20 protein-coding genes and 1 pseudogene are annotated in these 22,918 nt (G+C 40.0%); 4 read left to right on the plus strand and 17 right to left on the minus strand.

Annotated elements, in window-relative coordinates:
• Nucleotides 1-46 precede the first annotated feature (46 nt).
• The 12 genes from HWQ42_RS27515 to HWQ42_RS27570 all read right to left on the minus strand — a co-directional run bounded on the left by HWQ42_RS27515 (nt 47) and on the right by HWQ42_RS27570 (nt 10,827).
• Nucleotides 47-196 carry a tetratricopeptide repeat protein gene (locus HWQ42_RS27515; RefSeq protein ID WP_292817566.1) on the minus strand — a complete coding sequence of 50 codons (150 nt, stop codon included), beginning with the start codon at nt 194-196 and terminating at the stop codon, nt 47-49.
• A gap of 15 nt (nt 197-211) precedes the next feature.
• A complete protein-coding gene (locus tag HWQ42_RS27520; RefSeq protein ID WP_292817484.1) occupies nt 212-397 on the minus strand; it encodes a tetratricopeptide repeat protein in 186 nt (61 codons plus the stop codon).
• A gap of 70 nt (nt 398-467) precedes the next feature.
• Complete coding sequence (locus HWQ42_RS27525; protein ID WP_292817486.1) at nt 468-1,679, minus strand: sulfotransferase; 1,212 nt, start codon at nt 1,677-1,679, stop codon at nt 468-470.
• A gap of 25 nt (nt 1,680-1,704) precedes the next feature.
• Nucleotides 1,705-3,315, minus strand: coding sequence for a tetratricopeptide repeat protein (locus tag HWQ42_RS27530; RefSeq protein WP_292817488.1), 1,611 nt, complete (start codon nt 3,313-3,315; stop codon nt 1,705-1,707).
• Between the two features lie 89 nt (nt 3,316-3,404).
• Nucleotides 3,405-3,827 (minus strand): hypothetical protein, encoded by a 423-nt coding sequence (locus HWQ42_RS27535; protein ID WP_292817490.1) that lies wholly within the window; start codon nt 3,825-3,827, stop codon nt 3,405-3,407.
• A 1-nt stretch (nt 3,828) separates the two neighbouring features.
• A complete protein-coding gene (locus HWQ42_RS27540; RefSeq protein WP_292817492.1) occupies nt 3,829-4,881 on the minus strand; it encodes a hypothetical protein in 1,053 nt (350 codons plus the stop codon).
• Between the two features lie 30 nt (nt 4,882-4,911).
• On the minus strand, nt 4,912-6,225 hold the full coding sequence (locus HWQ42_RS27545) for an NAD(P)/FAD-dependent oxidoreductase (protein WP_292817494.1): 1,314 nt from the start codon (nt 6,223-6,225) through the stop codon (nt 4,912-4,914).
• Nucleotides 6,222-6,503, minus strand: coding sequence for an acyl carrier protein (locus tag HWQ42_RS27550; RefSeq protein ID WP_292817496.1), 282 nt, complete (start codon nt 6,501-6,503; stop codon nt 6,222-6,224). The genes HWQ42_RS27545 and HWQ42_RS27550 overlap by 4 nt, the downstream gene beginning before the upstream one ends.
• An 11-nt stretch (nt 6,504-6,514) precedes the next feature.
• Nucleotides 6,515-8,098, minus strand: a complete 1,584-nt coding sequence (locus tag HWQ42_RS27555) for an amino acid adenylation domain-containing protein (protein ID WP_292817498.1) — start codon at nt 8,096-8,098, stop codon at nt 6,515-6,517.
• A 371-nt stretch (nt 8,099-8,469) separates the two neighbouring features.
• Complete coding sequence (locus tag HWQ42_RS27560) at nt 8,470-9,615, minus strand: acyl-CoA dehydrogenase family protein (protein ID WP_292817500.1); 1,146 nt, start codon at nt 9,613-9,615, stop codon at nt 8,470-8,472.
• Nucleotides 9,616-9,666: 51 nt separating this feature from the next.
• A complete protein-coding gene (locus HWQ42_RS27565; RefSeq protein ID WP_292817502.1) occupies nt 9,667-9,828 on the minus strand; it encodes a hypothetical protein in 162 nt (53 codons plus the stop codon).
• Nucleotides 9,829-9,852: 24 nt separating this feature from the next.
• Nucleotides 9,853-10,827 carry a glycosyltransferase family 2 protein gene (locus tag HWQ42_RS27570; RefSeq protein WP_292817504.1) on the minus strand — a complete coding sequence of 325 codons (975 nt, stop codon included), beginning with the start codon at nt 10,825-10,827 and terminating at the stop codon, nt 9,853-9,855.
• Between the two features lie 865 nt (nt 10,828-11,692).
• On the opposite strand from HWQ42_RS27570, the gene HWQ42_RS27575 reads away from it, so the two are divergent.
• Nucleotides 11,693-15,670 (plus strand): glycosyltransferase, encoded by a 3,978-nt coding sequence (locus HWQ42_RS27575; RefSeq protein WP_292817506.1) that lies wholly within the window; start codon nt 11,693-11,695, stop codon nt 15,668-15,670.
• 218 nt (nt 15,671-15,888) lie between these two features.
• On the opposite strand, the gene HWQ42_RS27580 is transcribed toward HWQ42_RS27575, so the two are convergent.
• Nucleotides 15,889-16,026: a hypothetical protein gene (locus HWQ42_RS27580; RefSeq protein WP_292817508.1), complete on the minus strand. Its 138-nt coding sequence runs from the start codon at nt 16,024-16,026 to the stop codon at nt 15,889-15,891.
• Between the two features lie 59 nt (nt 16,027-16,085).
• Here HWQ42_RS27580 and HWQ42_RS27585 point away from each other — a divergent pair.
• Nucleotides 16,086-17,903, plus strand: a pseudogene (locus HWQ42_RS27585) (plasmid replication protein, CyRepA1 family); the annotation flags it as partial.
• A 162-nt stretch (nt 17,904-18,065) separates the two neighbouring features.
• Here HWQ42_RS27585 and HWQ42_RS27590 read toward each other — a convergent pair.
• The 3 genes from HWQ42_RS27590 to HWQ42_RS27600 all read right to left on the minus strand — a co-directional run bounded on the left by HWQ42_RS27590 (nt 18,066) and on the right by HWQ42_RS27600 (nt 18,974).
• Nucleotides 18,066-18,263, minus strand: coding sequence for an NblA/ycf18 family protein (locus tag HWQ42_RS27590; protein WP_292817510.1), 198 nt, complete (start codon nt 18,261-18,263; stop codon nt 18,066-18,068).
• 56 nt (nt 18,264-18,319) lie between these two features.
• Nucleotides 18,320-18,640 (minus strand): hypothetical protein, encoded by a 321-nt coding sequence (locus HWQ42_RS27595; RefSeq protein WP_292817511.1) that lies wholly within the window; start codon nt 18,638-18,640, stop codon nt 18,320-18,322.
• A 124-nt stretch (nt 18,641-18,764) separates the two neighbouring features.
• A complete protein-coding gene (locus tag HWQ42_RS27600; protein WP_292817513.1) occupies nt 18,765-18,974 on the minus strand; it encodes a CopG family transcriptional regulator in 210 nt (69 codons plus the stop codon).
• Between the two features lie 431 nt (nt 18,975-19,405).
• Here HWQ42_RS27600 and HWQ42_RS27605 point away from each other — a divergent pair, with 431 nt between their 5' ends.
• On the plus strand, nt 19,406-19,807 hold the full coding sequence (locus HWQ42_RS27605) for a fasciclin domain-containing protein (RefSeq protein ID WP_292817515.1): 402 nt from the start codon (nt 19,406-19,408) through the stop codon (nt 19,805-19,807).
• 654 nt (nt 19,808-20,461) lie between these two features.
• On the opposite strand, the gene HWQ42_RS27610 is transcribed toward HWQ42_RS27605, so the two are convergent.
• Nucleotides 20,462-20,980, minus strand: a complete 519-nt coding sequence (locus HWQ42_RS27610; RefSeq protein WP_292817517.1) for a hypothetical protein — start codon at nt 20,978-20,980, stop codon at nt 20,462-20,464.
• Between the two features lie 438 nt (nt 20,981-21,418).
• Between HWQ42_RS27610 and HWQ42_RS27615 the strand changes: the two genes are divergently transcribed.
• Nucleotides 21,419-22,906, plus strand: a complete 1,488-nt coding sequence (locus tag HWQ42_RS27615) for a GMC family oxidoreductase (protein ID WP_292817519.1) — start codon at nt 21,419-21,421, stop codon at nt 22,904-22,906.
• Nucleotides 22,907-22,918: the final 12 nt, after the last annotated feature.

The following is a 22,918-nucleotide window of genomic DNA, read 5'->3' on the forward strand; positions in this document are numbered from 1 at the left end:
ATTTTTAATAAGTTTTTTCTAGTTAATCTACGAGCTTTAGTTGAATTCATAAAATTCTGGGTTGAAGCTGTAAAGCGCGACGGTAAGAGAGACTTGCTCCTAATAGCTGACCTCGTTCTGCTAAAATATCTCCTAACTGTTTGTGCGACCAAGAGTAATCTGGATTGAGTTCGATCGCACGTTGGTAAAAAGCGATGCCTGCGGCGGTAAACTACGCCTCATCCCATTTCTGATCTTTCTCTAAAGTCTTTGCTAATTCTAAGTGTATTTCAAAGTTATTTGGGTGGAATTGGAGTACAGTTTGGTAAGTGGCGATCGCATCACAAAAGCGATTTTGTCTGAGTAAAGCATTGTCTACCTGCAACAGAATTTGCCCATTATCTGGCTTAATTGTCAATGCCTGATGCTAAAGTTGGATTTAGAGTGATTTTCTACGAGACACTAGGGGAACGCACCATAAGTTAATTTTACTCCCAATTAAATTTTCTGCCTAAATAGTCTTCTAATTCTCGATTATAGGGTTGAAAAAATTCTGCTAACTGGTATCGTAAAGCATCAGGAACAGAATGATAAGACCCCTGATTGTAGTTACGATACTCCGTCAGTTGGTAGTCTGGCAAGTTCAAAAAACGATGAACTTGCTTCATTGTAGATGATGGGTTGCTATAAAAATCTTCACTTTTGAGAATTAAAAGCTGTTCCTTTGGAAAAACATTCATCCATTTTTTGATAAAATAAATATACACGCTCGGTATTGTATGTATTAAGGAAATTTGTTCAAGTAAAGAGTCCTTGCTAAATTTTTTATTTTTGACGCTTAATGAATCAAAGTCTGGTCTTTCTTCCAGACGCTCAATACTAAATTTAAAAGTTTGTTCTAAAGAATTTTGTCCAATCCCTAAACGATTGATAAGGTAAAAGGATGAAATTGCTCTATCAACAGGATTTCTGAGTAAAAAAATTAACTTAATATTGGGAAAAAATTGAAATATTTGTTGAGGATTTGCGCAAAATAAATATGAGGGAGTTGCTTCGCCAATTAAGTAATTATTATCTTGAATTGCCGGAAAATGGGCATAGTAATAATCCAGTCCTCGATCAAAAAAGTGAGAAAAGAAATTAATTTCTTTTTCAACAGCAGTAAGAACTTGAGGATGAGAAGTTAAATAACCGTAAATCGAAGTTGTTCCACACCTGGGTAAACCACAAATGATAAAATCTGGCTTTCGTGATTTTTGAGAATTCCAATGCTGTTTAGCAAGTTCTGGATGAGATGCCAATATCTGTTGATAACTAAAAGTTTTGTAACAAGTAATTGCTTCTTTTACTTTTCCTTGTTGACTCAGTAAATTACCCAATAAATATTGAGCAAATAAAAAAGATAGCTGATTTTTAATAGTTTGTTTGAGCAAATCAATTCCGAGTTGCAGATGATCGGGCTCGATTGATTGGTTAAATATATTTGAAAAAAATAGAACGTTTTTTAAATCATCGTAATATAAATGACAATTGGGATTAGATTGAATTGCTTTTAAGTAATAATCAAAAGCTCGATTAAATTCAGCTATATACTGATATTGTTTGCCAATTTTGTAGAAAATTGTAGGATTGTCAGGCTTGATCAGTAGAGCCTTTTGATAGTGCGCGATTAAATTTTTTGTTTGCTTTTCTGCTAACATAAATAACCTTCTTTCTTAACTCATGTCAATTCAAAAACCCTCGCTTGCAGTTGCAAAACCTACGGTAACAGACACTTGCTTCGTTAATTTGACCGCGTTCTGCTAGTATATCTCCTAAGTATTTGTGCGACCAAGAGTAATCTGGATTGAGTTCGATTGCACATTGGTAAGAAGCGATCGCCTCATCCCATTTCTGATCTTTCTCTAAAGCCTTTGCTAACTCTAAGTGTATTTCAAAGTTATTTGGGTGGAATTGGAGTGCAGTTTGGTAAGTGGCGATCGCATCCGAGAGGCGATTTTGTCTGACTAAGGCATTGCCTAGCTGCAAATGGATTTGAGCGTCATCTGGTATAACTTCTAGTGCTTGGTGATAAAGTTGGATGTCGTCAGTGTTGAATGCGATGCGAGAGCGATAATAGCTCATTACTCCCTCTACTCCCTGAGTTTGTTGGAGATATGACTTTAGTTGTACCAACTCGGTTTGAGAGGTATGTAGCTGAGATTGAGATTGCTGTAGTTCTCCCTGAGTTTGTTGCAGTTGAACTTGTGTTTGCTGTAGCTGAGTTTGCAACTGCTCAATTTGTATCTGAGTTTGTATCTGAGTTTGTTGCAGACTTTCCCGATACTGCCCTATTTCTGCTTTTGCTTGCAGGGTTTCAAGTTGTTGTGCTTCTAATTCTTGGTTTTTCTGGTCAAGTTGCACTTGGAGGCTTTCCAACAAGGTCTGAGTCTGGTGCTTTTGGAGTAGCAATTTCTTAATATTCAAACCTAGAAGCTGACTTGGGGCATTAAAAATCTCTAGCTCTTCTAGAATTTTAAAAACTTCTTGACCAATTGGTTGATAAAGTTCCACAGGGAAATGAACAAAATCAATCATGTTTTTAGTTCTGCTTTGCTTTAAAACTTTATCTACATCAACAATCCAAAAGTTCAATTTTCTTGATAATTCAATCAACGCTAAATTGAATTCTCGCCGTCGTAAGCTTTCAGGGCGTTTCACAAACTGATAATTGTGGATAATATTACCCGGTTCAATTGTTAAAGTGTTAAATACTAAAATGTGGGCGTTAGTAACTTGTCGAATTTCTTTAATTAATTGAGTTAAATTATCAATAAAAGTTTCTAAGGTCATCCTACCTAAACTGACAAAATACTTCCTAAACCAATTTGCAGAAGATAAATCTCTTAACATCAAATCCATGCGTTGATTGTTCCACCAGCCACTAGGATCGATTAAAAAGCCATGTTCCCGATGTTGATAAACCACTCTCGCTACGTCAGCAGCAATTGATAAGATTATTACTTGCTTAGGAAACTCTTCAATACCGCTACCATGAGAAACACAAAAATCGGGTTTTGATAGTTGATTTTCAAAGAAATTATCGGGAAGATAAAACTTCTCTAAGACGGGAGCTAATAAATTTTGAGGAGATTTTTTGAGATTTTGCAGCAGGATATCCGATCTAGATTTTTCAATCTGCCCTTCTTTGATAATGCAGCAAGTTCCTTTCAATATTGGTTTAATTAGAGGAACACAGGAAAATACCGATGGAAGATCGCAGCCTCCCATCATATAGATCCCAATTTTATTTTCTTGATGTGAATCCGACCAAAAAATAATATGGTTAGAATCCATATATTCTCCAGTCGCATTTCTCTCAATGTTTATTTTCATAAATAGATAATTACTTATAATCTTCTCGAATTAGAAGTAAAAAAGCGAAATTATACATAAATACCAGGATATGAAATTAGATTAGGAACGACTCGAAGTGTACTAGCTGCTTCCAACTTAGATTCATTAATTTCTTCATCTACATCGGTAGTTAATACAGCTAGCAATGCTCCTACTTTCTGATAAACAAACTCTTGTGCATAGGTGCGGCGTAAAAAACCTATATCAGCAGAGCAAACACGGACGAGCATATCTAATTTGTGAATTTTCTCTGATGTATTTTCCGGTTCTGCTAAACTTGCAAGCACCCTTGCAGGTGTTTCTAAAACAAGATTATTTTTCTCTTCTTCTATTTTGACTTCAAAAATATCGTCTCCATAATCGATTTTATCTCCTTCATCCTTGTACCATTGAATAAAAATTCCTCCTTCAGTACCTTTATTGATATAGGGCATGAGCAGTTTAAACAGCATCTTAATCTTTCCTACGTCCGATTTGCTTAAGTAAAGGGCGATTTTCAAAAAAACCTACATCTGTTATGACTCGTAAAAATTCTTGGCAGATAACCTGATAAGCTTCAGGTGAATAATCTAATCCTCTAGTAACGTGCTGTGCTGCACCCAGTTCAGCTAAAAGTGATTCAACATCAATAAGAGAAATTCCTTCTTGCATGGAAAGCTTGAGTAAAGCTAAATTTAACTTTTGAATTCTCTGGCGTAAGGTTTCGCCGATGTTATGATAATTGGTAGTGCGATCGCTCGGATCGAAATCGCAACAGTTATAACAGATAATATACGCACCTGTTTTTTCTTTCAGCAGTTGAATAAGCTGGCTAAAATTGGCTTGAGATTGCTCGGTAGATAATAAGCCTGTGGGAGAAAAATGCTGTTGAAACTCCTGTTTTTCCGCCTCAGATAGTTGCTGTTCCCAATCTTCAGGAATATCGATGAGATACCCTGTTTGGCTATGTTGCCATAAATTTTTGGTAATCTCTGCCTGGGTAGAAAAGACGATAATATCGATATCTGCTGCTAGCAAAGAAGTAGGAGATTGTCCCGTTAACAGGGTTTCTAGCTGCTTACATGGGAAGCTACCTAATTGTTCAAAAGCGTGGCATTCATTTAAGAAGGGAATTTCTCCCAACTGTTGCAACCAAAGGTCGGAACGTCCACCGGGTTCGTAGATAATTTCAATTTGAAAAGCGCGATCGGATTTTTCATTAATTAAATCTTGTAAACTTTTATCTAACTTTTTTCCTCCTTGTGTTGTGGGAAGTAGAGAATCAATGGCATCACGATCGCCTTTGACCAAAATACGGATGGTTGGTTTATCCCCCATCTTGACCTGTTGTTGTTGTTTCCATGTTTTTCTACTTTCCTCCTGGTCTTCCTTTCGCATCATCCAAACTGCCAATGCTGGTGCTAATTCGTCGGGGGGGCTTCGCTCGATAACAGTTGTTTTTATTTCGGTAATCTCAAACACTGGTGTGAAGGTAGCTTTTATGTAGGCGATCGCTTCCTTCCGCAATCTTTCTTCTGACTTGAATTCTAATATTTCTCAGATCATTTCTTCAATAACCCTGAATTTATTAGAATTAATTTCTCTTCCGTTCAGGCTGGTGGCGATCGCCTGAAAGTTCTCAGGTCTGGTCGTCATTGTAGACCAGGTTGCCATCAATTCTTGTTCTAAAGCCCTTTCCATTTGAATAGTGGTTTTTGCCAGATCGCAGGCGCGATCGCCTGACTGATAGTGTGGAAGTGCTAAAGAACGAGCCACTTCTAACCTTCCTTGAAGCTGGCTGCTAAACAGTGCTTGATTATGAACCAAAGAACTAGGATTTTTAAAACTGCGGTCAATCGCCCAAGTCGCAGTGTAAGCAGAATACATTCCTAAAACAATGCCGATCGAGAAAATCGGATCTATAAATCCAGCAGCATCACCAATCAGGAAAAATCCCGGCCCCGCTAACTGAGTCGAGCGATAGGAATAATCCTGAATTTTACCAAAACTGCCTTCGCAGAATTGGGCATTTGCTAACAGGTCTTCTAGAATCGGTATTTCACAACATTTTTGTCGAAAATAAGACTCCCAAGAACCACCGTTCAATTGAACGGTTTTCATAAATTCCAGAGGAAGAACTAAGCCGACACTGGTACTTTCCCTCAGAGGTATATGCCAAGACCATCCCCAATTTCCCGTCTCAGCAAAAGAACAAATAAATGTAGTTGGTAAAATTGTTCGCAAATTTTCCACTGAATGAGCTTTGCCATCGAAACCAATATACTTGGAGTTCTTAAAGTATCCCCACAAACTCATAAACCGAAAATCTTTGTCGATAGTGCGGATGCCCATTTGTTTCGCTATCACAGCATTTTGACCGCTTGCATCAACAATAAAGCGACAGGTTATCTTACCTAAAGTTTTGTCTTGGAGTAGACGGTAGGTGAGGCTTTGCTCTTGTTGCCCATCTTGTAAATCAACTGATAAAACCGACACTTCTTCAAAAATTTGTACTCCCTTCTCTCTAGCATTTTCCAGTAATATTAAATCAAATCGGTCTCTTTCAACGTGCAGTCCTTGGCGTGAGTAACCGAAATCCTTAAAATCAATTTGTCGAATTCGACCATTCCAAAAGGTTGTACCCCCCGCTTTCTGAATAAATCCTTCAGCAGCAATTTTGTCGCTTACTTGAGCTAAATCAGTATACTTCCAAAATTGAGGAATCGTATTTTCTCCTATATGATGGCGCGGGTGCTTGTGCCGCTCCAGCAAAACTACATCGTATCCCTTCTGGCTTAAAAATGTGGCAGCTGTCGAACCTGCTGGTCCGCCGCCAATTATCACTACATCACACTGCTGGGGGATGTTCATGCTTCAATACTCCCAAGTTTGGACATCACTAAGGATTTAATAGTATCGATATTCTCAAAATTATCTAACAATACCTCATCTGGATTGATTTTAATATGAAACTGTTCTTCTATAAAACTAATCAATACAAAAATTCCTAGAGAATCAATGATTTCTTCCTCAATTAGAAGTGACTCATTATCTAAAATTATTTCTGGCTTATCGTACATAAATTCTTTGCTTATCTGGTTTTTGAGGATTTCTTCCACATCTTGTTCTGTATAGCGTTCTGCTGGCATAATCTTAGCTCTCAAAGTAATTTACGATCGACTTTCCCAGTGGAAGTTTTTGGCAAAGCTGCCCGAATCTCTATAACAGCAGGAATCATATACTTCGGTAAATATTTCGAGCAGAAACTCGCTAAATCCTGCTTTTGTAAAATATCGTGGTAAACCACAACAGCTTTGATAATCTGACCAAACTGTTCGTCAGGAATAGCTACGACTGCTACCTCTGCTACTTGAGGATGGTTGTATAATGTCGTCTCTATTTCTCCTAAATCGATTCGATAACCGCGACTTTTTATAGTGCGATCGCGACGACCTAAAAATATGTAATTTCCATTTGGTTCTTGCCTCACTAAATCGCCAGTTCTGTAAACGAACTCCTCTCTTTGCTTTCCCGTTGTTGACTGAGAGGGCATATCGAACGAACAGGATACCAAAACCTCCTCAGTCACATCTAATCGCCCCCAATAACCATTCATCAGCGATCGCCCTCGCACGTAAAGTTCTCCCACTTCCCCAACCGTTGCTATTTCTCCCCTGTCGTTGACAGCAAATACCTCATTTTCTGCACAGGCTTTACCAATAGGCAAGGTTGCACTCGATTCATCGGGAATCTTCTCAACTGGATAATAAGTACAAACATTCGTTTCCGTAGGCCCGTAAAGATTATAATATTTTGCCTGCGATATGCATTCCATCAGCTGCCGCAAATATTTAATCGGAAAAACTTCACCTGCAAATAAAATTGCTCTTAAATTGGAGAAGTCATATCCTGGTAAATTACCATGCAAAACCAATTGGATGAGGGACGAAGGAACCGAGTACCAAATTGTTATTTTTTGTTCAGCAATAAATCTAGCTAAGTCAAGCGGAAAAATTGTTAATTTTTCGGGAACGATAATTACAGTACCGCCAGCTTTCAGTGTGGTAAAAATATCGAAAACTGATAGATCGAAGTGCAGAGGAGCGTGATTGGAAACGCGATCGCTATAACTTACCTGAAAACATTCACTAGACCAATTAACAAAGTTCAACGCCGCCCCATGATTAATCGTTACTCCTTTTGGAGTTCCAGTCGAGCCTGAAGTATATAAAATATAAGCTATATCGATTTCAGTTACTTCGTTGACAGGTAAAGGAGATAAAGGTGCTTGCAATACATCCTGCCAACTGATAAAACTTTCGACTGTTCCTGAAATCTGAAAGGTATTCTCACCGACAATGATTACCCACCGAACGGGAGCGAGTTTTGGTAATACCTGCTTTAAACTGGCAATTTTTTTAGCAGTAGATATTAACACCTCGATCTGGCAATCCTGAATAATAGATGCAACGCGCCGAACGGGAGCAGATGGATCAAGAGGAACGTATACAGCACCGGCTTTGAGAATGCCGAAAATTGCCGCTACCGCTTCAATCGATTTGTTGAGATAGATCCCGATGCGATCGCCTTTTTCGACACCAATGCTTTTCAGAAGCAAAGCTAATTGATTAGAAACTATGTCTAGCTCTCGATATGTTATGGCAGTGTTTTTATAAATAACCGCTTCTTTATCTGGGTGTTGCTTGGCACTGATTTCTAAAATATCTTGTTGGAGATTGGACATTAACAATCAAGTTTAATAAGTTACGGATTAATAAGAGGTTGAATGAACAAGTGTTTCACTGTGACTTTAGGCACTTTCAGATCCCCCCTAACCCCCCTTGAAAAGGGGGGACCGGAATCAAAGTCCCCCAATTTATTGGGGGATTTAGGGGGATCTAGAACGTTTTGCTACCGACAAGAGAACTTTTCAAACATCCTTTTATACTGACTTTTAGCATTAAGTCTAGAAACATCGAAATAGTAAGGGTTTTCAGCCCGGATAAATTCTCAAAAATTTATATTTAATGATAATGGGCAACCAGAGAATAGGACTTTGGTATCGGTACATCGTAAGCGATCATTTCGCCAAAAAGATAACGGGAAAAGTCAGATTTACAATCCCATAAATTGAGCAATAATCTGATACTGAATTTCAGAGGTTCCTGAATACAGCCGACTGCCCAAAGCATCTCGTAACTCTCGTTCCAAGCCTAGTTCCATTAAATAACCATATCCCCCATGAATTTGAATGGCATCTAAACAGGATTGTACCCAAGATTCGCTAATATAAAGTTTTGCCATCGCTGCTTCCATAAATGCAGATTTACCTGTTTGTTTTAACCAGCCAAACTTATACAATAAACTTCTAGCTGTTTCCAGTCGCATCTTCATATCCACAAGCTTACTAGCAACCAATTGAAATTTCCCGATTGGCTGTTGAAATTGCTGTCGATGTTTGGCATATTGAATGCATTGCTCAAGTAATCTTTCCATAGTGCCAATAGCACTAGCAAGGATGAAACCACGCTCCCATTCTATGCTGTGACTAAATACAGCCATTCCTCCACCTTCTTTTCCCAGCAAGTTAGCGGCGGGTACTTCACAGTTATCTAGAAATAATTCGGACATTTGTGCCGTTCTCAACCCCATTTTTGACATCTTTTTTTTGACAATAAAACCCGGAAAATCTTTTTCTACTAAAAAACAAGTAATCCCCCTTTTTCCTCGCTCCGGATCTAGGGTGGCAAAGACTAGGATTAGGTTGGCGATCGCCCCATTAGTAACAAACATTTTTCTACCATTTAAAAGATACTTATCTCCCTTTCTTTGGGCAGTAGTTTGCAGGCTGTAAACATCTGAACCTGCCTCTGGCTCAGTTACCGCATGACCACCAATTAATTCGCCTTTAGCAAGTTTGGGAAGATACTTGAGTTTTTGTTCGGGAGTACCAAACGTCAAAATGGGAAGTTCGCAAGCCCATGTGTGAGCAGCAATTGAGAAAAGCAAGCCGTTATCTTTGCAACCGTATCCCAAACCTTCTAAAGCATAAATAGTCGTGAGGGTGTCTAATTCTTTTCCCCCATATTCTTGGGAAATTAGCAAGCCCATAATTCCCCACTCTCCACATTTTTTCCAACCTTCTATGTTGAATTCTTCTTGTTGCTCTAGCTGAAAAATATTTTCTATTAATGTCGTTTGACAAAATTCAATTACATTTTCTTTAATTTCAATTTGCTTTTCATTCCATGAAAAATTCACTCTTAGCACCTCTAGCGAATAACATGACTATTCCAGAAACTCCATACAATATCAACCAGAGCAAAATTTATACAGTTGTAAATTAACATCCAGTGCGGGTGAGGGAATGGCAATGATTTCGACCGTTCTGGATGATTTGGCAGCGCGATCGCTTTGAAACCCTCGTCGGCGGGTTTTGCCTGTGCAGCCGGGACTTCTAGTCGCCTGGTACAAAATATAAGGTAAGCAATATTAATTTCAGTCTAACTTCACTCTCACTCTCCCATTTTTGCAATCTTTAGAATTATACAATTTCATTCCAGCCTCCCAACCGTGACGAACACCTACAATCGACTCTTGAATGTATTGAAACAACAAAGAAAAAGGCAGATTGTGAGTAAACTTAAGGCGTAAAATCCTTAACAAACAACGGTAGATAAGCAGGAAAGTCAGACGGATTAAAAACATTGCTAAAGGTAGCTTTTGCCAACCATGTTTTAAAGCAAAATAGGTAGTATTTTTAGCTAAGGAATACCAACAAGTGAGATGTTGGCGATCGCGACGATTATGACTAGGTTGCACATAGTGTTCTACAACCACATCTGTATGATGAACCATGTAACCAGCTTCCAGCAAACGCAAACAAACATCAGTTTCTTCTAAAAAATATTCAAAAAACTCATCAAAATAGCCAATTTTAACTAAAGCTTCTCGTTTATATGAAGCATTGGCTCCCATTACACCGCAAAACCATTGAGGGCTGGATATATATCTAGTTGTCTCTGTAACCGAAAGAACTGGTCGAGATTCGCTCAAACAGCTATTGACACCTCTAGCAAATTGTAAAGAAAAATTTTGTTGAGTTTTATCTATAACTGCTCCACCCACACAACCACAACTAGCTCCCTGTTCTTGGTAAATTTGTAAATGTAAATCTATCCAATTGTCGGGAGGAATAACATCGTCATCTAGATAAAAAATAATGTCTCCTGTTGCAGCTTTCAAACCTAAGTTTCTAGCCACACTCACATTTCGTTGCTCAGTAAAAATAACCTGATTAATAATATCCTTGTATTCTAATAAAACTAACTCTGTATCATCTTGTGCTGGGCCAACCACTAAAATTAGCTCTTGAAAGGAAAATCGCCATAGAGAAACAGCGCTCATCACTCTTGAGAGAAACTTACACCTGTCTACAGTACAGATAATCACAGTTGCAGAAGGAGATAGCATTACAAATAATTTAGTGAGAATTTATAGAGCTTTTCGTTTGTATGCAATACAGTCTGACTTCTCTCCTTTTAGGCTATCCATTACCCGGATCTTTCTTAACATTTGCCAGAGTATTCACTCATGTTTTTATAACCCTTATTCGTCCGTTGTTAATTCTCAATAAAAACCTAATTTTCGCGAAATTATTAAGAGTCAATTTGTCAAGTATGCCTGATACCTCAGTGTCCAAGATGCTTACAAAACAAGGGTTATAAGATTGTAAAGAAAGATGTGACTAATGGATAGCCTAAAAGGAGAGAGGCTTTGAATCTTACTCCCCAACGCTAGTAGGGAAGGGGCTGTTCTTGTTAGGTCTGTATTCGACTCAACACAGAGGCGCTAAGTTGAGAATTAAGAGCGATTGCTTAGGATTCAGATCGCCGAGCTATTAAAGAACTCGGCGATCTGGTTTCTCACGATTTATGCTTTCACACATTTGGAATGATCCCCCCGGTTACTAGCAATCGAATCATAGATTTCAACGCACCTTTTGATTTTTTAGCTTTTATTCATAATTGTGTATATTTTTTTACATTTCTTATAATTTCTTTAATCCATATCTCCAAGAGAGTTGATACTTTTAGCTACATCTGGAAAAAATTAATAATTGTAAAAAAATACTCTTGAAACAGAGTTGGTAGGGAGTGAAAGTGTATACTGTCAAGCATTTACCTACCATGTTGGTTAAAAATTTATGCTTTTGAAGTAGTATACTTTCTCTAAGTTCAATCAGCAACAGGTATTTAAATTTACAATTTAAATATACCTAAATGCAGTTGTTAATTAAAAGACATTAATGCTATTAATTTAGCGAAATTATTCTAAAATGCGTAAAATTCCTAATTGGGAAGGCTTTGAAATAAACTTTCGACCTCAGTTTTCAGAAAAACTTAACCCCTCCCCTCAAAAAGTAGCAATCCTCGTTAGCAATGAATTTGAAGGTTTTTCTCAAAATGGCGGTATAGGCACTTACTATACAACTTTAAGTCAAAAACTTAAATCTGATGGTTGGTACATCATCCTGCTTCTTTGTCAAACTGAAGCTGATTTCCAAGGAGAAGCAAGCTTCCCTGATGTAGATTGCGTATTTTCTACTCACGAAATAAAACAGGTTTTAAATCTTCAACCAATTCATTATCAAATTTTAGCTACAACGCAGCAAGATGCAATTAACAATAGCTTTAACTATCAGAGTTTCTGTTGTTTATTCTTCACTCAAGCAGTCATGGCTAGCTTACCAGATGCAGTAGTTTATGTAGAGTTTCCCGACATTTGGGGGTTCGGCTACCGCACAATTCAAGCTAAGAAAACTGGATTGCTGGGTAACAGTTGTCTCACGGGTGTTACTGCTCATGGATGCTTTGAATGGCTGCGCGAGGTTAATAGTAAATATACTCTAGAGCAACCCCAATGGTTTTGGCAAGCTTACCACTACGAGCAATTTTCCTATGAGAATGCAGATGTAGCTTACTTTCCTTCATACTTCCTCAAGTCAAAATTAGAAAGTTATGGTTGGAAAACATCCCAGTCCAAGCATTTACCATACTTTGTACCTACTATAAATCAGCAGTGTAAAAGTGAGGGATTCGCAAATCAAAATAATCTTAATATAGATAAAATACCCGTTGTCTTTTTCAGTCGTTTGGAAGAGAGAAAAGGACTTTGCACTTTTGTAGAAGCAATCAAATTACTGAATCCTATTTTAGTTGAGAGAATTCAGATTATTTTTATCGGAAAAATTATTCCCCTACAATCGTCCCAACTACAACATCTAGACAGTCAGCAGTATATCGAACAACAACTTAATAGTCACATAGCCTACAACTTAATACCAAATTTATCTAGTCAAGAAGCGATTAAATTTATTACTGAATTAAATCACCCAATTGTTTGCCTGACAAGCCTACAAGAAAACTTTCCCAATACGGGATTAGAAATGGGACAGTTACCCGTTAGTTTAGTGGTTTCAGATACGGGGGGATTCCAAGAAACTTTAAATTTAGTTGAACGTTCTGACTGCGTGCGTTGGTTTCACCCAGAAAATTCCCATTCCCTCGCTCAAACTATAAACGAGGCAATTAATGCTTATCCTAAAAAACCATTAATTCCCCAATATGAAGTTTTAGAACAAGTAAATCAACGCTTGCTGAACCAAAGATTAGAATATATGAGTCAAGCCTTTATTAATGCCGCTCCTAAAGAACCTCAAACTCCTAAAGTTACAATTGCTATTGTCTGCTGGCACACAGTAAATACTATATTAGAGTGTCTAGAAAGTCTTGCCACCCAAACTTATAACAATTTTGATGTGATTATCGGGTATCGAGAATCAATTGATGAGTATTTACAAGAAATAATTACTCAAGCTCAAACTAAGTTTCCTAGCTATAAATATTTAAATTTAGATGTTAACTGGAGTTTGGGAGAAAGTTATAACTACTTAGTCGAGTTAGCAGCAGGAGAGTATGTTTTACAGTTAGCTGTGGAACATATTGCCTTACCAGATATGCTAGAAAAGTTAGTGATGGCTGCGATCGCATCGAATGCAGATGTGGTAGTATGTCCGCAAGTTACACTTCAAGCGGATGGAGAACTAAAAGCGATGCCTGCGGCGGTAAACTACGCCTTCATCGATGGTTGCTTGCTCAAATTGCTGGAGTTTAACCACAACCAAGATATATCTGCGTTATTTGCTCTCAAACTGCTGCAAGAATTTCGTTACTCGCCAGAGAGAGGATTGTTCGCTCTCAATTGGCACATCTTAGCAGCAGCGATCGCCACTGGTAAAGAAATTGCTTACTACCCTTATCCTCTCTATGCCACTGGCAATTCTACATCAATAACTAATCCTGTAAATCTAGCTAAAGAACGGTATTATCTGCGTCAATACTTGTATCAAATTGAGCCTAGTAAGTGGAATCAACGCCAGCTTAATTTCCTGCTGACAGGTATTGAACAACTTCTGCAACAGCAAAACTCAGATAAAGTATGGCACTTTACTCATCAAAATAACCAAAATTTATCTCCTCAGTCTCAGGCTTGGATGCTAACTGCACAGCAAATTCAAGACGAACTCACACAAACCCAAGAAACTCTAAAAAGCGTGCAAGCTTGGAATCAGCAGCTACAAGCTGGAAAAGACTGGCTAGAGGCTCAATGGCAGACATGGATGCTGAGGACACAAAAAGCTGAGTTGGAGTGGGAACGATGGCAATCTTTCAGTACGATGATGTCTGCGAGTAAGTTTTGGCAACTCCGCAGTGCTTGGTTAAAATTTAAACGGCTTCTCGGTGGGAAAAAACCTGACCCGCTTGTGTTAGCAAATCAAGTTAACTCCGACACTCGGATTCGAGATTTTGTGGCTCTGATTGCTAGTCAAAAAGTGAGATTTTTTCAGCCCGAAGCTTCTAAAGCTCCTGTAGTTTCGATTATTTCTGTGTTTCCTAACGACTATCAGTATTTTGAAACTACCTACAGAAGTGTAATTAACCAAACCTGGCAAAATTTTGAATGGATTATTGTCAATGACGGCTTGACAAACGCCGATGCAGTAGCATTCATTGAGTCATTGTCTCAAAGAACGAACAAAATAAAAGTCCTCTCTCATTCTAATCAACAAGGTGACGCAGCAGGACGCAACACAGCGATCGCTCAAGCTGAAGGCAAATATTTATTTTTTATTAATTTAGTTGACATTTTTGACCCTACATATATCGAAAAAAGTGTTCTGTTCTTAGAAACCCATCCCACATTTTCCTTCGTTAACTCCTACTCTGCTGTCTTTCAAGCACAGGAATACTGGTGGAATCATGGCTTTAGCCAACCTGCTTCATTCTTCCATGAAAATCAGTTAAAGGGAGGATTGCTGTATCGCAAAGTTGATTTTGAGCAACTAGGGGGATTTGACGCAGACTTAAAGTTATATGCGGATTGGGAACGGTGGCTAAAAGCGATCGCCAATCAACAACTTGGATGGACAATTCCTGAATATTTAGAGTGCAATCGCAGTATTAACTCTTTAGAGCAAGATCCTTGGGAACTCAAGCGAGTAACTGAATTAATCCAGTCGCGCTACCATGATTTTTTTAGCAGTACCCCGACTGCAAATATTTCTCTCAACCGTCAATCACTTAACCCGCAGCAACTCAAATATAAAATAGCCGGACAAAACTCCCTTAAGCGCGACAATTCTGGGAAACGCTTGCTATTTTTCTTTCCTTCCCTCTCCAATAGCAATGTTGATCAATTTCATCTGGACTTAGTGACGCTACTGGAAAAAGAGGGTTATGAAATGGCGATCGCCACAACCTTAAAATCAGAGCATCCTTGGTATGATTCTTTTTATCGCCTCACACCAGACATATTTCATCTACCTAATTTCTTAGATGAAGTATATTGGTTGGCTTTTATCCGCTACATTATCCAATCTCGTCAAATTGATATTGTTGTAATTTCTCACACAGAAATCGCCTATTACTTCCTCCCTCTACTCCGTGCTGAATTTCCTCAAGTTGCTTTTATTGATTGGACATACACTGGCGAGTCCAATTCCCAAAGCAATAATTACTCCACTGTCTCTAGTCAATTTAGTCAGTATCTTGACTGTCAAGCTTTATTCTCTCCAGAAATGACTGCGGTTGAGAAAGATATTAATTATCCAACTAAATCTAAGTTGAGAGTTTGCTCCAGTAATTTTGAAATGATAAACATTTTTACTGAAGCCATCCAAACACGTCAAATGCAAATCCAATCAAAAATTGACACGGAGTTAGTAACTGTAGCTTTATTACTTGCACTCAGGTAAATTTAAGCTCCATAACATACTTGCCCATCACAAATTTTCTCCTATTCATGGGTGGGGAATTGGGTTTCGCAGATCGCGGAATACACTCGACTGATGCGTAGACGCGGAGCGGCTTGTCCAAGGACATTATTTTTACACAAATCCTTAGTGCAGATTGCCCAGGAGCAATTATTCTAACTATTAACACTATTAACTTTATGCGGCTAGCTTACTCTCAGTCAATATTCAGTCTGTTTGTGAGTTACTAATTTCACATCAAGCTCTACAAAACCCAACAGCTTCTCTTCAACAGCAGTCAAATACGGTCGCTTCAACTCCCCTAAATGCTTCAGCACAGCACGGGCTGCCTCTTCCAAGTTCTCGTTTTCCCGTAATCTACTGATGCGTAGGCGTAGCCCGCCGCAGGCATCGCTAAATCGTCAACAATTATCGGCACGCAGCCGGAAACTGTTACAACTATTCTGGCACTAACCCGAAAAATCTCATCGCAGCGCTAGACAAGGCGATAGCTTTTGGTGGGCATCATTTACTATGTTGCTCTGCTCAAAAGGCTAAGTCTAAGTGGGGAACCCAAGCATTGGAGGAACGGTTTAGCCGCAAATTTTCACACCTGCGGATTCTGCGGATTGACAGCGAATCTGTTGCAGACCCCTCTCATGCGGCTTTTGGTTGTATCACTCACTTGAACGAAATTCTCACCCAGTATGATTTGGTTATCGCTTCTCCAAGTTTGGAAACTGGGGTCAGCATCGATATTCGAGGACATTTTGATGCTGTTTGGGGAATATTTCAAGGAGTGCAACCGGTTAACTCCGTGCGTCAGATGTTGGCAAGGGTTAGAGAGACTGTTGACCGTCATATCTGGATCAGAGAATGGGGGATGTCGGTTGTAGGCAATGGTTCCACATCCATCGGAGGATTACTCAGAAGTCAACATGTTGCAACACAGGCTAACATTGCGCTGTTGTCGGCGGCGGATAATGATGACTACAGCTTTATTGACCAGAACTTCCAGCCAGAGTCATTGCAGACTTGGGGTAAGCGTGGTTCTGTGATTAACGTTGAGATGCGGCGCTATCGGGAATCGGTGCTTGCGGGTTTGGTCGAGGATGGGTACACCATTATCGATGCCTCGGATGCTGATGATGATGAAAGTGGGTCAGTAATCGAGTCGGTTAAGGCGGCATCTGTTGAATTGTATGCTGCGGAGTGTCAGGCGATCGCGGATTCTCCAACCATCTCTGATGCCGAACTTAAGAAGCTGCAAGACACAAGGGCGAAAACGAAAACCCAACGACATCAGCAGCGTAAGGCGGAATTGTCCCGTCGCTATGAAATTGACGTAACCCCTGATTTAGTCGAGAAAGATGACGACGGCTGGTATCCTCAACTGAGAATGCACTACTATTTGACGCTGGGGCGAGAGTTTTTGACCAACCGTGATGCGAAACGGGCTAAGGCACAATTGTCAGCTGGGGAAAATTCGATTTGGAAACCGGATTTTAACAAGGGGCAGTTATTGCCTGCTGTACTGTTACTCGAAAATCTGAATCTGTTGCAGTTTATTACACCAGACGTTCAGTTACGTGGCAGCGACGAGAAGATGGTGGAGTTTAAGGCACTGGCTGTAACGCATCGGCACGTTATCAAGAATTACTTGAATGTGAGTATCTCGGAAAAACTGACCCCAGTAGCGATCGCACAGAAACTACTTGCCAAGATTGACTTGAAGTTGGACTATGTAGGTCGGTTGGGGAAACGTGAAAATCGGGAGTGCGTCTATCGGTTTCTTGCCCCTGATGATCAGCGTGATTCAATTTTTGGGCAGTGGTTAAATCGGGATGAAGTATTTCTTAGTGAGTCGGTGTCAGTCACGAACAATATACAGTTACAAACACCAGGTATTGACACAACATCACTGTCCATATCGCACAATACTGAAGTGGTGTCAGGCACTAATAATATAGTCTTTGCAACACCACTCAGTGACACAGCACTACATACCCCAGAAAATATCGCGATTCTTGGATGGAAGGGGCTGATGGTGAAAATGCAGCTTGGGCTAAATAGCGCTGGTTCCTTCTACAGTGAGTTAGTCTCCCAAGTTGGCTTTTCTGTCGGTGTTGCTGATGGTGAGCCTTACTGGAATGGGTATTTGGGGCAGTGGCAGGTTTGGGTTAACTTTGGGAGCGAGTGTAGGTCTGTGGTCTGTGATTGGTTGGTGGCGGTGTAGGCCAAAGTAGTTCACTATTCCATCGAAACCGAAAATGTGAGTCGGTTATGCAAGCACTTTCCCAGTTTGGAGCAAATACTCTCTATTGCCAAGCCATTGAAAAAGACAATTTTGTGTTCGTTATCTTCTGAGTCGCTTAAAGATGACCGGAACAAGTTTGTTTTAGCCCAAAATTGAACCTGAACCAACTTCCCACTGATGTTTGAGCAATTCCTGGTAAGTCTTTTCCCTTATCATCATCTGCTTATACAGCATCTGCAAAAACTCTTGAGCTTGTTCACGCGACATCTGCTTAACTTGCTCAGAGAAAGTTCTAAGGCTAAATTCTTGTTCTAAAGATAATTCAATGGGTTGATTCATCGCTTTTATTACCTACTCTTTTATTTGGGGCAAATATTGCTTTATATGAATATATATTACGATAACTTTACAACAACCAAAGGGGAGTAAACCGTACTGGCGTAGGTTAGAATGCCGTATCTGCTGCTAAAAACCTTGATATCACTCCATTGTGGCAACCCAAGTAAAAACGGCTGCTCCATTAACCCCATAAGTGGAGGAACAGGTGCGGGTAGCTTTGTCGCCATAAACACCACACCGATAATCCAGCCACCTAATAGAGATAAACCCGCTTGTTTGAAATCCATTGCAATTGCCCCTTGATAACGAGTAAAAGTGCTAAGGTGATTTCCGAAAAAGAATTTACCACCTAAATTGGTTGAATCAAGATATCCCATTTTGGCAGAAGTGGATTTCGCTGCAATCTCGACTCGACTTGCTTCATGGCTTTCTTAGTCAGGTAAATCCCTTTTTGCTAAACAATGTTGCTTAAAATCAAAATTGGATGCAACTCTTTCCAAGTCATACTAGAAGCTCAGCTAATTCTGAAACTTTAGAATCTGGCGAAATTTCCGATACTTCTGCACTGTCAACTTTTAAAAAACGCAGCAATTCTCGAATCACATCGTTAATGGGTCTTCCTGTTTTTGCACAGTATTGTGACAATTTCTGTGTCTCTGTTGCCGTGAGATTTACTGTCAATCGTTTAACTGCCCATTTTTTATTCACCATTTACTTTTTATACTGTCCTATTGCTTTTGTCACAGAAAATTATACCTTTGTTTCAAAGCCTCTCTTAATCTGGCTTTTAGCCAATTTAATCCAATCAATCTCAAAACAATTGGCTTTTCTATTGGTGTTGTTGATGGGGAGCTTTACTGGAACGTATAACCTGGGGCAGCGGCTCCTTTAGGTTAACAATGGATAGCGGGTATACGTCTGTGGTGTACTTCTCTAAGGTGGCGGTGTAGGTAATTCACAAAGCTCACGCCTATTAATCGTAGAGATTCTTTCGACTTTTATTTCGTCAGCGCCATCACTTCAAAAAGTGCGACCAGTACATTTACTCTTCAATTGCATCTAGCGTAGGTTTATATTTTCTAGATACTCAAGTGTGGTAAACCTCTAAGTATCAAGTTTTTTGACAATTAAGGTAAAACTCAATGCCAGATATTATAGATACTGCAATCAATGCAAATACTTTCAACACCTTGGTAACAGCAATTACAACTGCTGGTTTGGACACAGCGCTCAAAGGTTCCGGCCCATTTACCGTGTTTGCACCAACAGATGAGGCATTTTCTAAACTGCCATCTGGTACTGTAGAAGCATTACTTGAAGATGTGCTTGAGTTAAGAAAAGTTTTAGAGTATCACGTAGTAGCTCAAAAAATTGTTGCAGTAGATTTGGCACAGTTGTCCGAGGTAACAACAACCCAGGGAACAGACCTCAAAATTGATTCTAATAATGGTGTTAAGGTAAATGATGCAACAGTTGTCACACCGGATGTGTCAGCAGATAATGGTGTGATTCATGTTATTGATCAGGTATTAATCCCTCAGTAAAATGCCGTGAAGTCTTTTTGAGATTAAACATCGCGATTGCTGCTCTGTGCGGCTTTTTCTGAGGCCATCGGTGAGAGGCTAAGATAAAGCACCTTAAGAAGTGGGGGACCCTGCACCCCTGCCCCTTGCCTTCTTCATCGCCGTCCACACCCCCCATTAATGAAGATGAAAGTAATAATTGGGGGGGTATGGACATAGAGGTAAAACTCAGTGATTCTTGATGGGAGCGGGTTAAATATTATGCTCAACTGGCGATTGAACGGGTTGAATACGGGGTTGATGCGGTAAAGGAATTACTCTGTACCCTGACGATTGATGAGCGTTGCGGTGTGATGCTGGAGTTTGAGGATATTGACCCAGACAAATTTGCTCAACTGCCTGTCAATGCGCCACAGTGGGCTGAATGGATGGCGTGAGAAAGTTGGGTTTATTTCACATTATCCAGGTTAGACAGCAAAAACCCTAACAATCTGATACAAGTCGATTGGCTCAAATAAGTTTTAGGTTTTGTCTTGCGGTAACTTTATCCTTTAAGCTACATATATTGAGGCTGTGGCGAGATTACCCTTGTGGAGGTCTAGATGGCGATACGTCTTGCGTCGTATTGGTCTGGAGGAATCATTCCACGTCTTGGCTTATGCGTTTTACAGCAGGCTACTTAACTTGAGTAATTTTCGCCGAGTAGAGATGCCATCTTTGCTGCTCTGGAGTTGAGCCAGGAACATTATTGACTCGCCGCAGTACATAGCTGCCGCGAAATCGCTGTGGAGTTCCATTTGTGGCGACCGCAGTCACAGTAACGGGAATCTCAATGTAGATTGAGCCTGCACCTGGGTCTGGTCTCCCAGGTTTTCCAACCTCTACAGCAACAGATGTGGTGTTAGCAAACCCCTGCTTGAACTGCTCAAACGACTGCTTGCTAGCAGCACCATTTCCCTCCCAAAGCGAGTAAGCTTGTTTATAGTCAAGACGTGCGATCGCACTGTAATAATCACGAATGACTTGAACTGCTTTCTGCTCAGGCGGCTTGGTATCAGCAGCATTTTTTGTGGTCGAGGCTGGTGCTGGGGTTGGACTAGACGCAATCAGATTTGCAACCGATGGAGTATTCGCAGCAGGTTGTTGTGATTTGGCAGAGTTATTACCGCCTGCGATCGCGATTGCAAATAGCATTGCTCCAACAATCATACGATGCTGTTTTAACCAGATATATGAAAAGTTGATAATTGACAAAGATACTTCTTTGGGATTCCACATACTAAAAATGCAATCTATACAAACATTGACAATTTTAGATGAGTATGCGTTTCTAATCTTTACTTGTAGCCCAAAAAGCTATAAATATCTCTGGCTTAAGGTTTAAGCATACTTGCAGGTAGTGTAGTTTCGCTCATTGTTGAGGATTTATATTTGCAGAGGATTTTGCCGAATGGTACGCTTGTTAAGCTGAAATCTACTTGCTGGCAGGATGTTGGTGGCGAAAGATGACAAACTGATTGACATCAAAGCCCATTTCCTTGATTTCGCAATTACCTTAACCTCTCACGAATAGGCTATTTTCCATAAGTGGGGTAGCATTGCTTGAAACTTTAAGTCAAAAGTGCGAGCAAAATGACAAAAATCACTCATTATGACTACATTGTTATTGGTGCGGGTTCTGCGGGGAGCATAGTGGCCTTAAAACTCGCTGCAAGTGACCAGAATGTAAGTATTCTCTTACTAGAAGCTGGAGGAACTCCAGATAACGAAAAGATGTGGACACCAAGCGACTGGTTTGAGGTTTTGCAGAAATGTCCAGAAATTGAGTGGGGTTATCAGTCAGTACCACAACCAAATTTAAACAATCGCGTCATTAAGCTAGCGCAAGCAAAAGTTTTAGGTGGGTGTGCCCTGCATAATGCTATGGCCTACGTGCGGGGTAGCCGCTCTGACTTTGATGCATGGAGCAAGGTCGCACCTGGTTGGTCATGGAATGATGTTTTGCCACACTTTCAGAACGTAGAGCAGACCATGAAAGTCTTGATCAGGGAAGCTTCGGAGTTCATCAACGATTTGTTTACTGCTACTGCACAATACGGCTTGCCTCATAATCCCAACTACAATACCAGCGAAAGTCAATATGGATACGCTCTGTTTCAATTTAACGTAACGGGAGTATCCAACCTGATTCGAGAAACTACATACAGCACTTTCCAGCCAGAACAATATCAGAATGTAACCGTACACTCAATGGCTTTTGTAACCCGAATCTTATTCGAGGATACCAGAGCGATTGGTGTTGAATATGTCAAAGAGCGTCAACAACATTTTGCTTATATACAGAATGAAATTATTCTGAGTGCAGGTGCGATCGCAAGTCCAAAAATCTTGATGCTTTCAGGTATCGGTGACGAAAACGAATTAGCAAAATTTGATATTCCTGTAGTTGCAAATGTTCCAGAAGTCGGTCAAAATTTATATGACGATCTTTTTGTTAGTGTCGAATTTTCTATTCCCCAAAACAAAGATGTGCCATTCTATGACTATGGTTTAGCCCCAGCTGTTATCTTTGCTTCTACAGAAAATAGTAGTTCAGTTATTGATATAGAATCCTCAGTAGGCATTGGAACACTCAAAGGTTTCCCTGGCCCAGAACGTTCTTTTTGGTTGTGGCCAAACATTATGCACCTGAAGAGTAGAGGAACTGTTACCCTGCGCTCAAGCAATCCTAATGATACTCCGATGATTGATCCAGGTTATCTGACAGCACCTGGAGATATCCAGATGTGTAAAACGGCACTTCAGTTAGGCATCGACATTGGCAATCAACTCGGCTTGAGCCAATGGCGGTCAAAACAAATTGCTCCAGAAACCGGTGCAGATTTGGAGACTTACATCAGAGAAACAGCCGATACAACACAGCACTATTGCGGGACTTGCAGGATGGGGACTGATCCAGATTCCGTAGTGGACACAGAACTTAGGGTGCGCGTTATATCAGGACTCCGTGTCATTGATTCTTCCGTGTTTCCTCTGTCAATCACCGCGAATACCGCAGCTGCAACCATGATGATTGCTGATAAGGGAGCTGACATTATCATTCGCTCGTTACAATGTTGAGTATTTTCTTGG

This window comes from Nostoc sp. JL23, from assembly GCF_017115065.1.
GTDB lineage: Bacteria > Cyanobacteriota > Cyanobacteriia > Cyanobacteriales > Nostocaceae > Nostoc > Nostoc punctiforme_A.

Bases quoted from the DNA above. Each gene is read 5' to 3' on its own strand.
- HWQ42_RS27525 (WP_292817486.1), bottom strand. From the start codon at position 1,679: ATGTTAGCAGAAAAGCAAACAAAAAATTTAATCGCGCACTATCAAAAG.
- HWQ42_RS27530 (WP_292817488.1), bottom strand. From the start codon at position 3,315: ATGGATTCTAACCATATTATTTTTTGGTCGGATTCACATCAAGAAAAT.
- HWQ42_RS27535 (WP_292817490.1), bottom strand. From the start codon at position 3,827: ATGCTGTTTAAACTGCTCATGCCCTATATCAATAAAGGTACTGAAGGA.
- HWQ42_RS27545 (WP_292817494.1), bottom strand. From the start codon at position 6,225: ATGAACATCCCCCAGCAGTGTGATGTAGTGATAATTGGCGGCGGACCA.
- HWQ42_RS27550 (WP_292817496.1), bottom strand. From the start codon at position 6,503: ATGCCAGCAGAACGCTATACAGAACAAGATGTGGAAGAAATCCTCAAA.
- HWQ42_RS27555 (WP_292817498.1), bottom strand. From the start codon at position 8,098: ATGTCCAATCTCCAACAAGATATTTTAGAAATCAGTGCCAAGCAACAC.
- HWQ42_RS27570 (WP_292817504.1), bottom strand. From the start codon at position 10,827: ATGCTATCTCCTTCTGCAACTGTGATTATCTGTACTGTAGACAGGTGT.
- HWQ42_RS27575 (WP_292817506.1), top strand. From the start codon at position 11,693: ATGCGTAAAATTCCTAATTGGGAAGGCTTTGAAATAAACTTTCGACCT.
- HWQ42_RS27590 (WP_292817510.1), bottom strand. From the start codon at position 18,263: ATGAATCAACCCATTGAATTATCTTTAGAACAAGAATTTAGCCTTAGA.
- HWQ42_RS27595 (WP_292817511.1), bottom strand. From the start codon at position 18,640: ATGGGATATCTTGATTCAACCAATTTAGGTGGTAAATTCTTTTTCGGA.
- HWQ42_RS27600 (WP_292817513.1), bottom strand. From the start codon at position 18,974: ATGGTGAATAAAAAATGGGCAGTTAAACGATTGACAGTAAATCTCACG.
- HWQ42_RS27605 (WP_292817515.1), top strand. From the start codon at position 19,406: ATGCCAGATATTATAGATACTGCAATCAATGCAAATACTTTCAACACC.
- HWQ42_RS27610 (WP_292817517.1), bottom strand. From the start codon at position 20,980: ATGCTATTTGCAATCGCGATCGCAGGCGGTAATAACTCTGCCAAATCA.
- HWQ42_RS27615 (WP_292817519.1), top strand. From the start codon at position 21,419: ATGACAAAAATCACTCATTATGACTACATTGTTATTGGTGCGGGTTCT.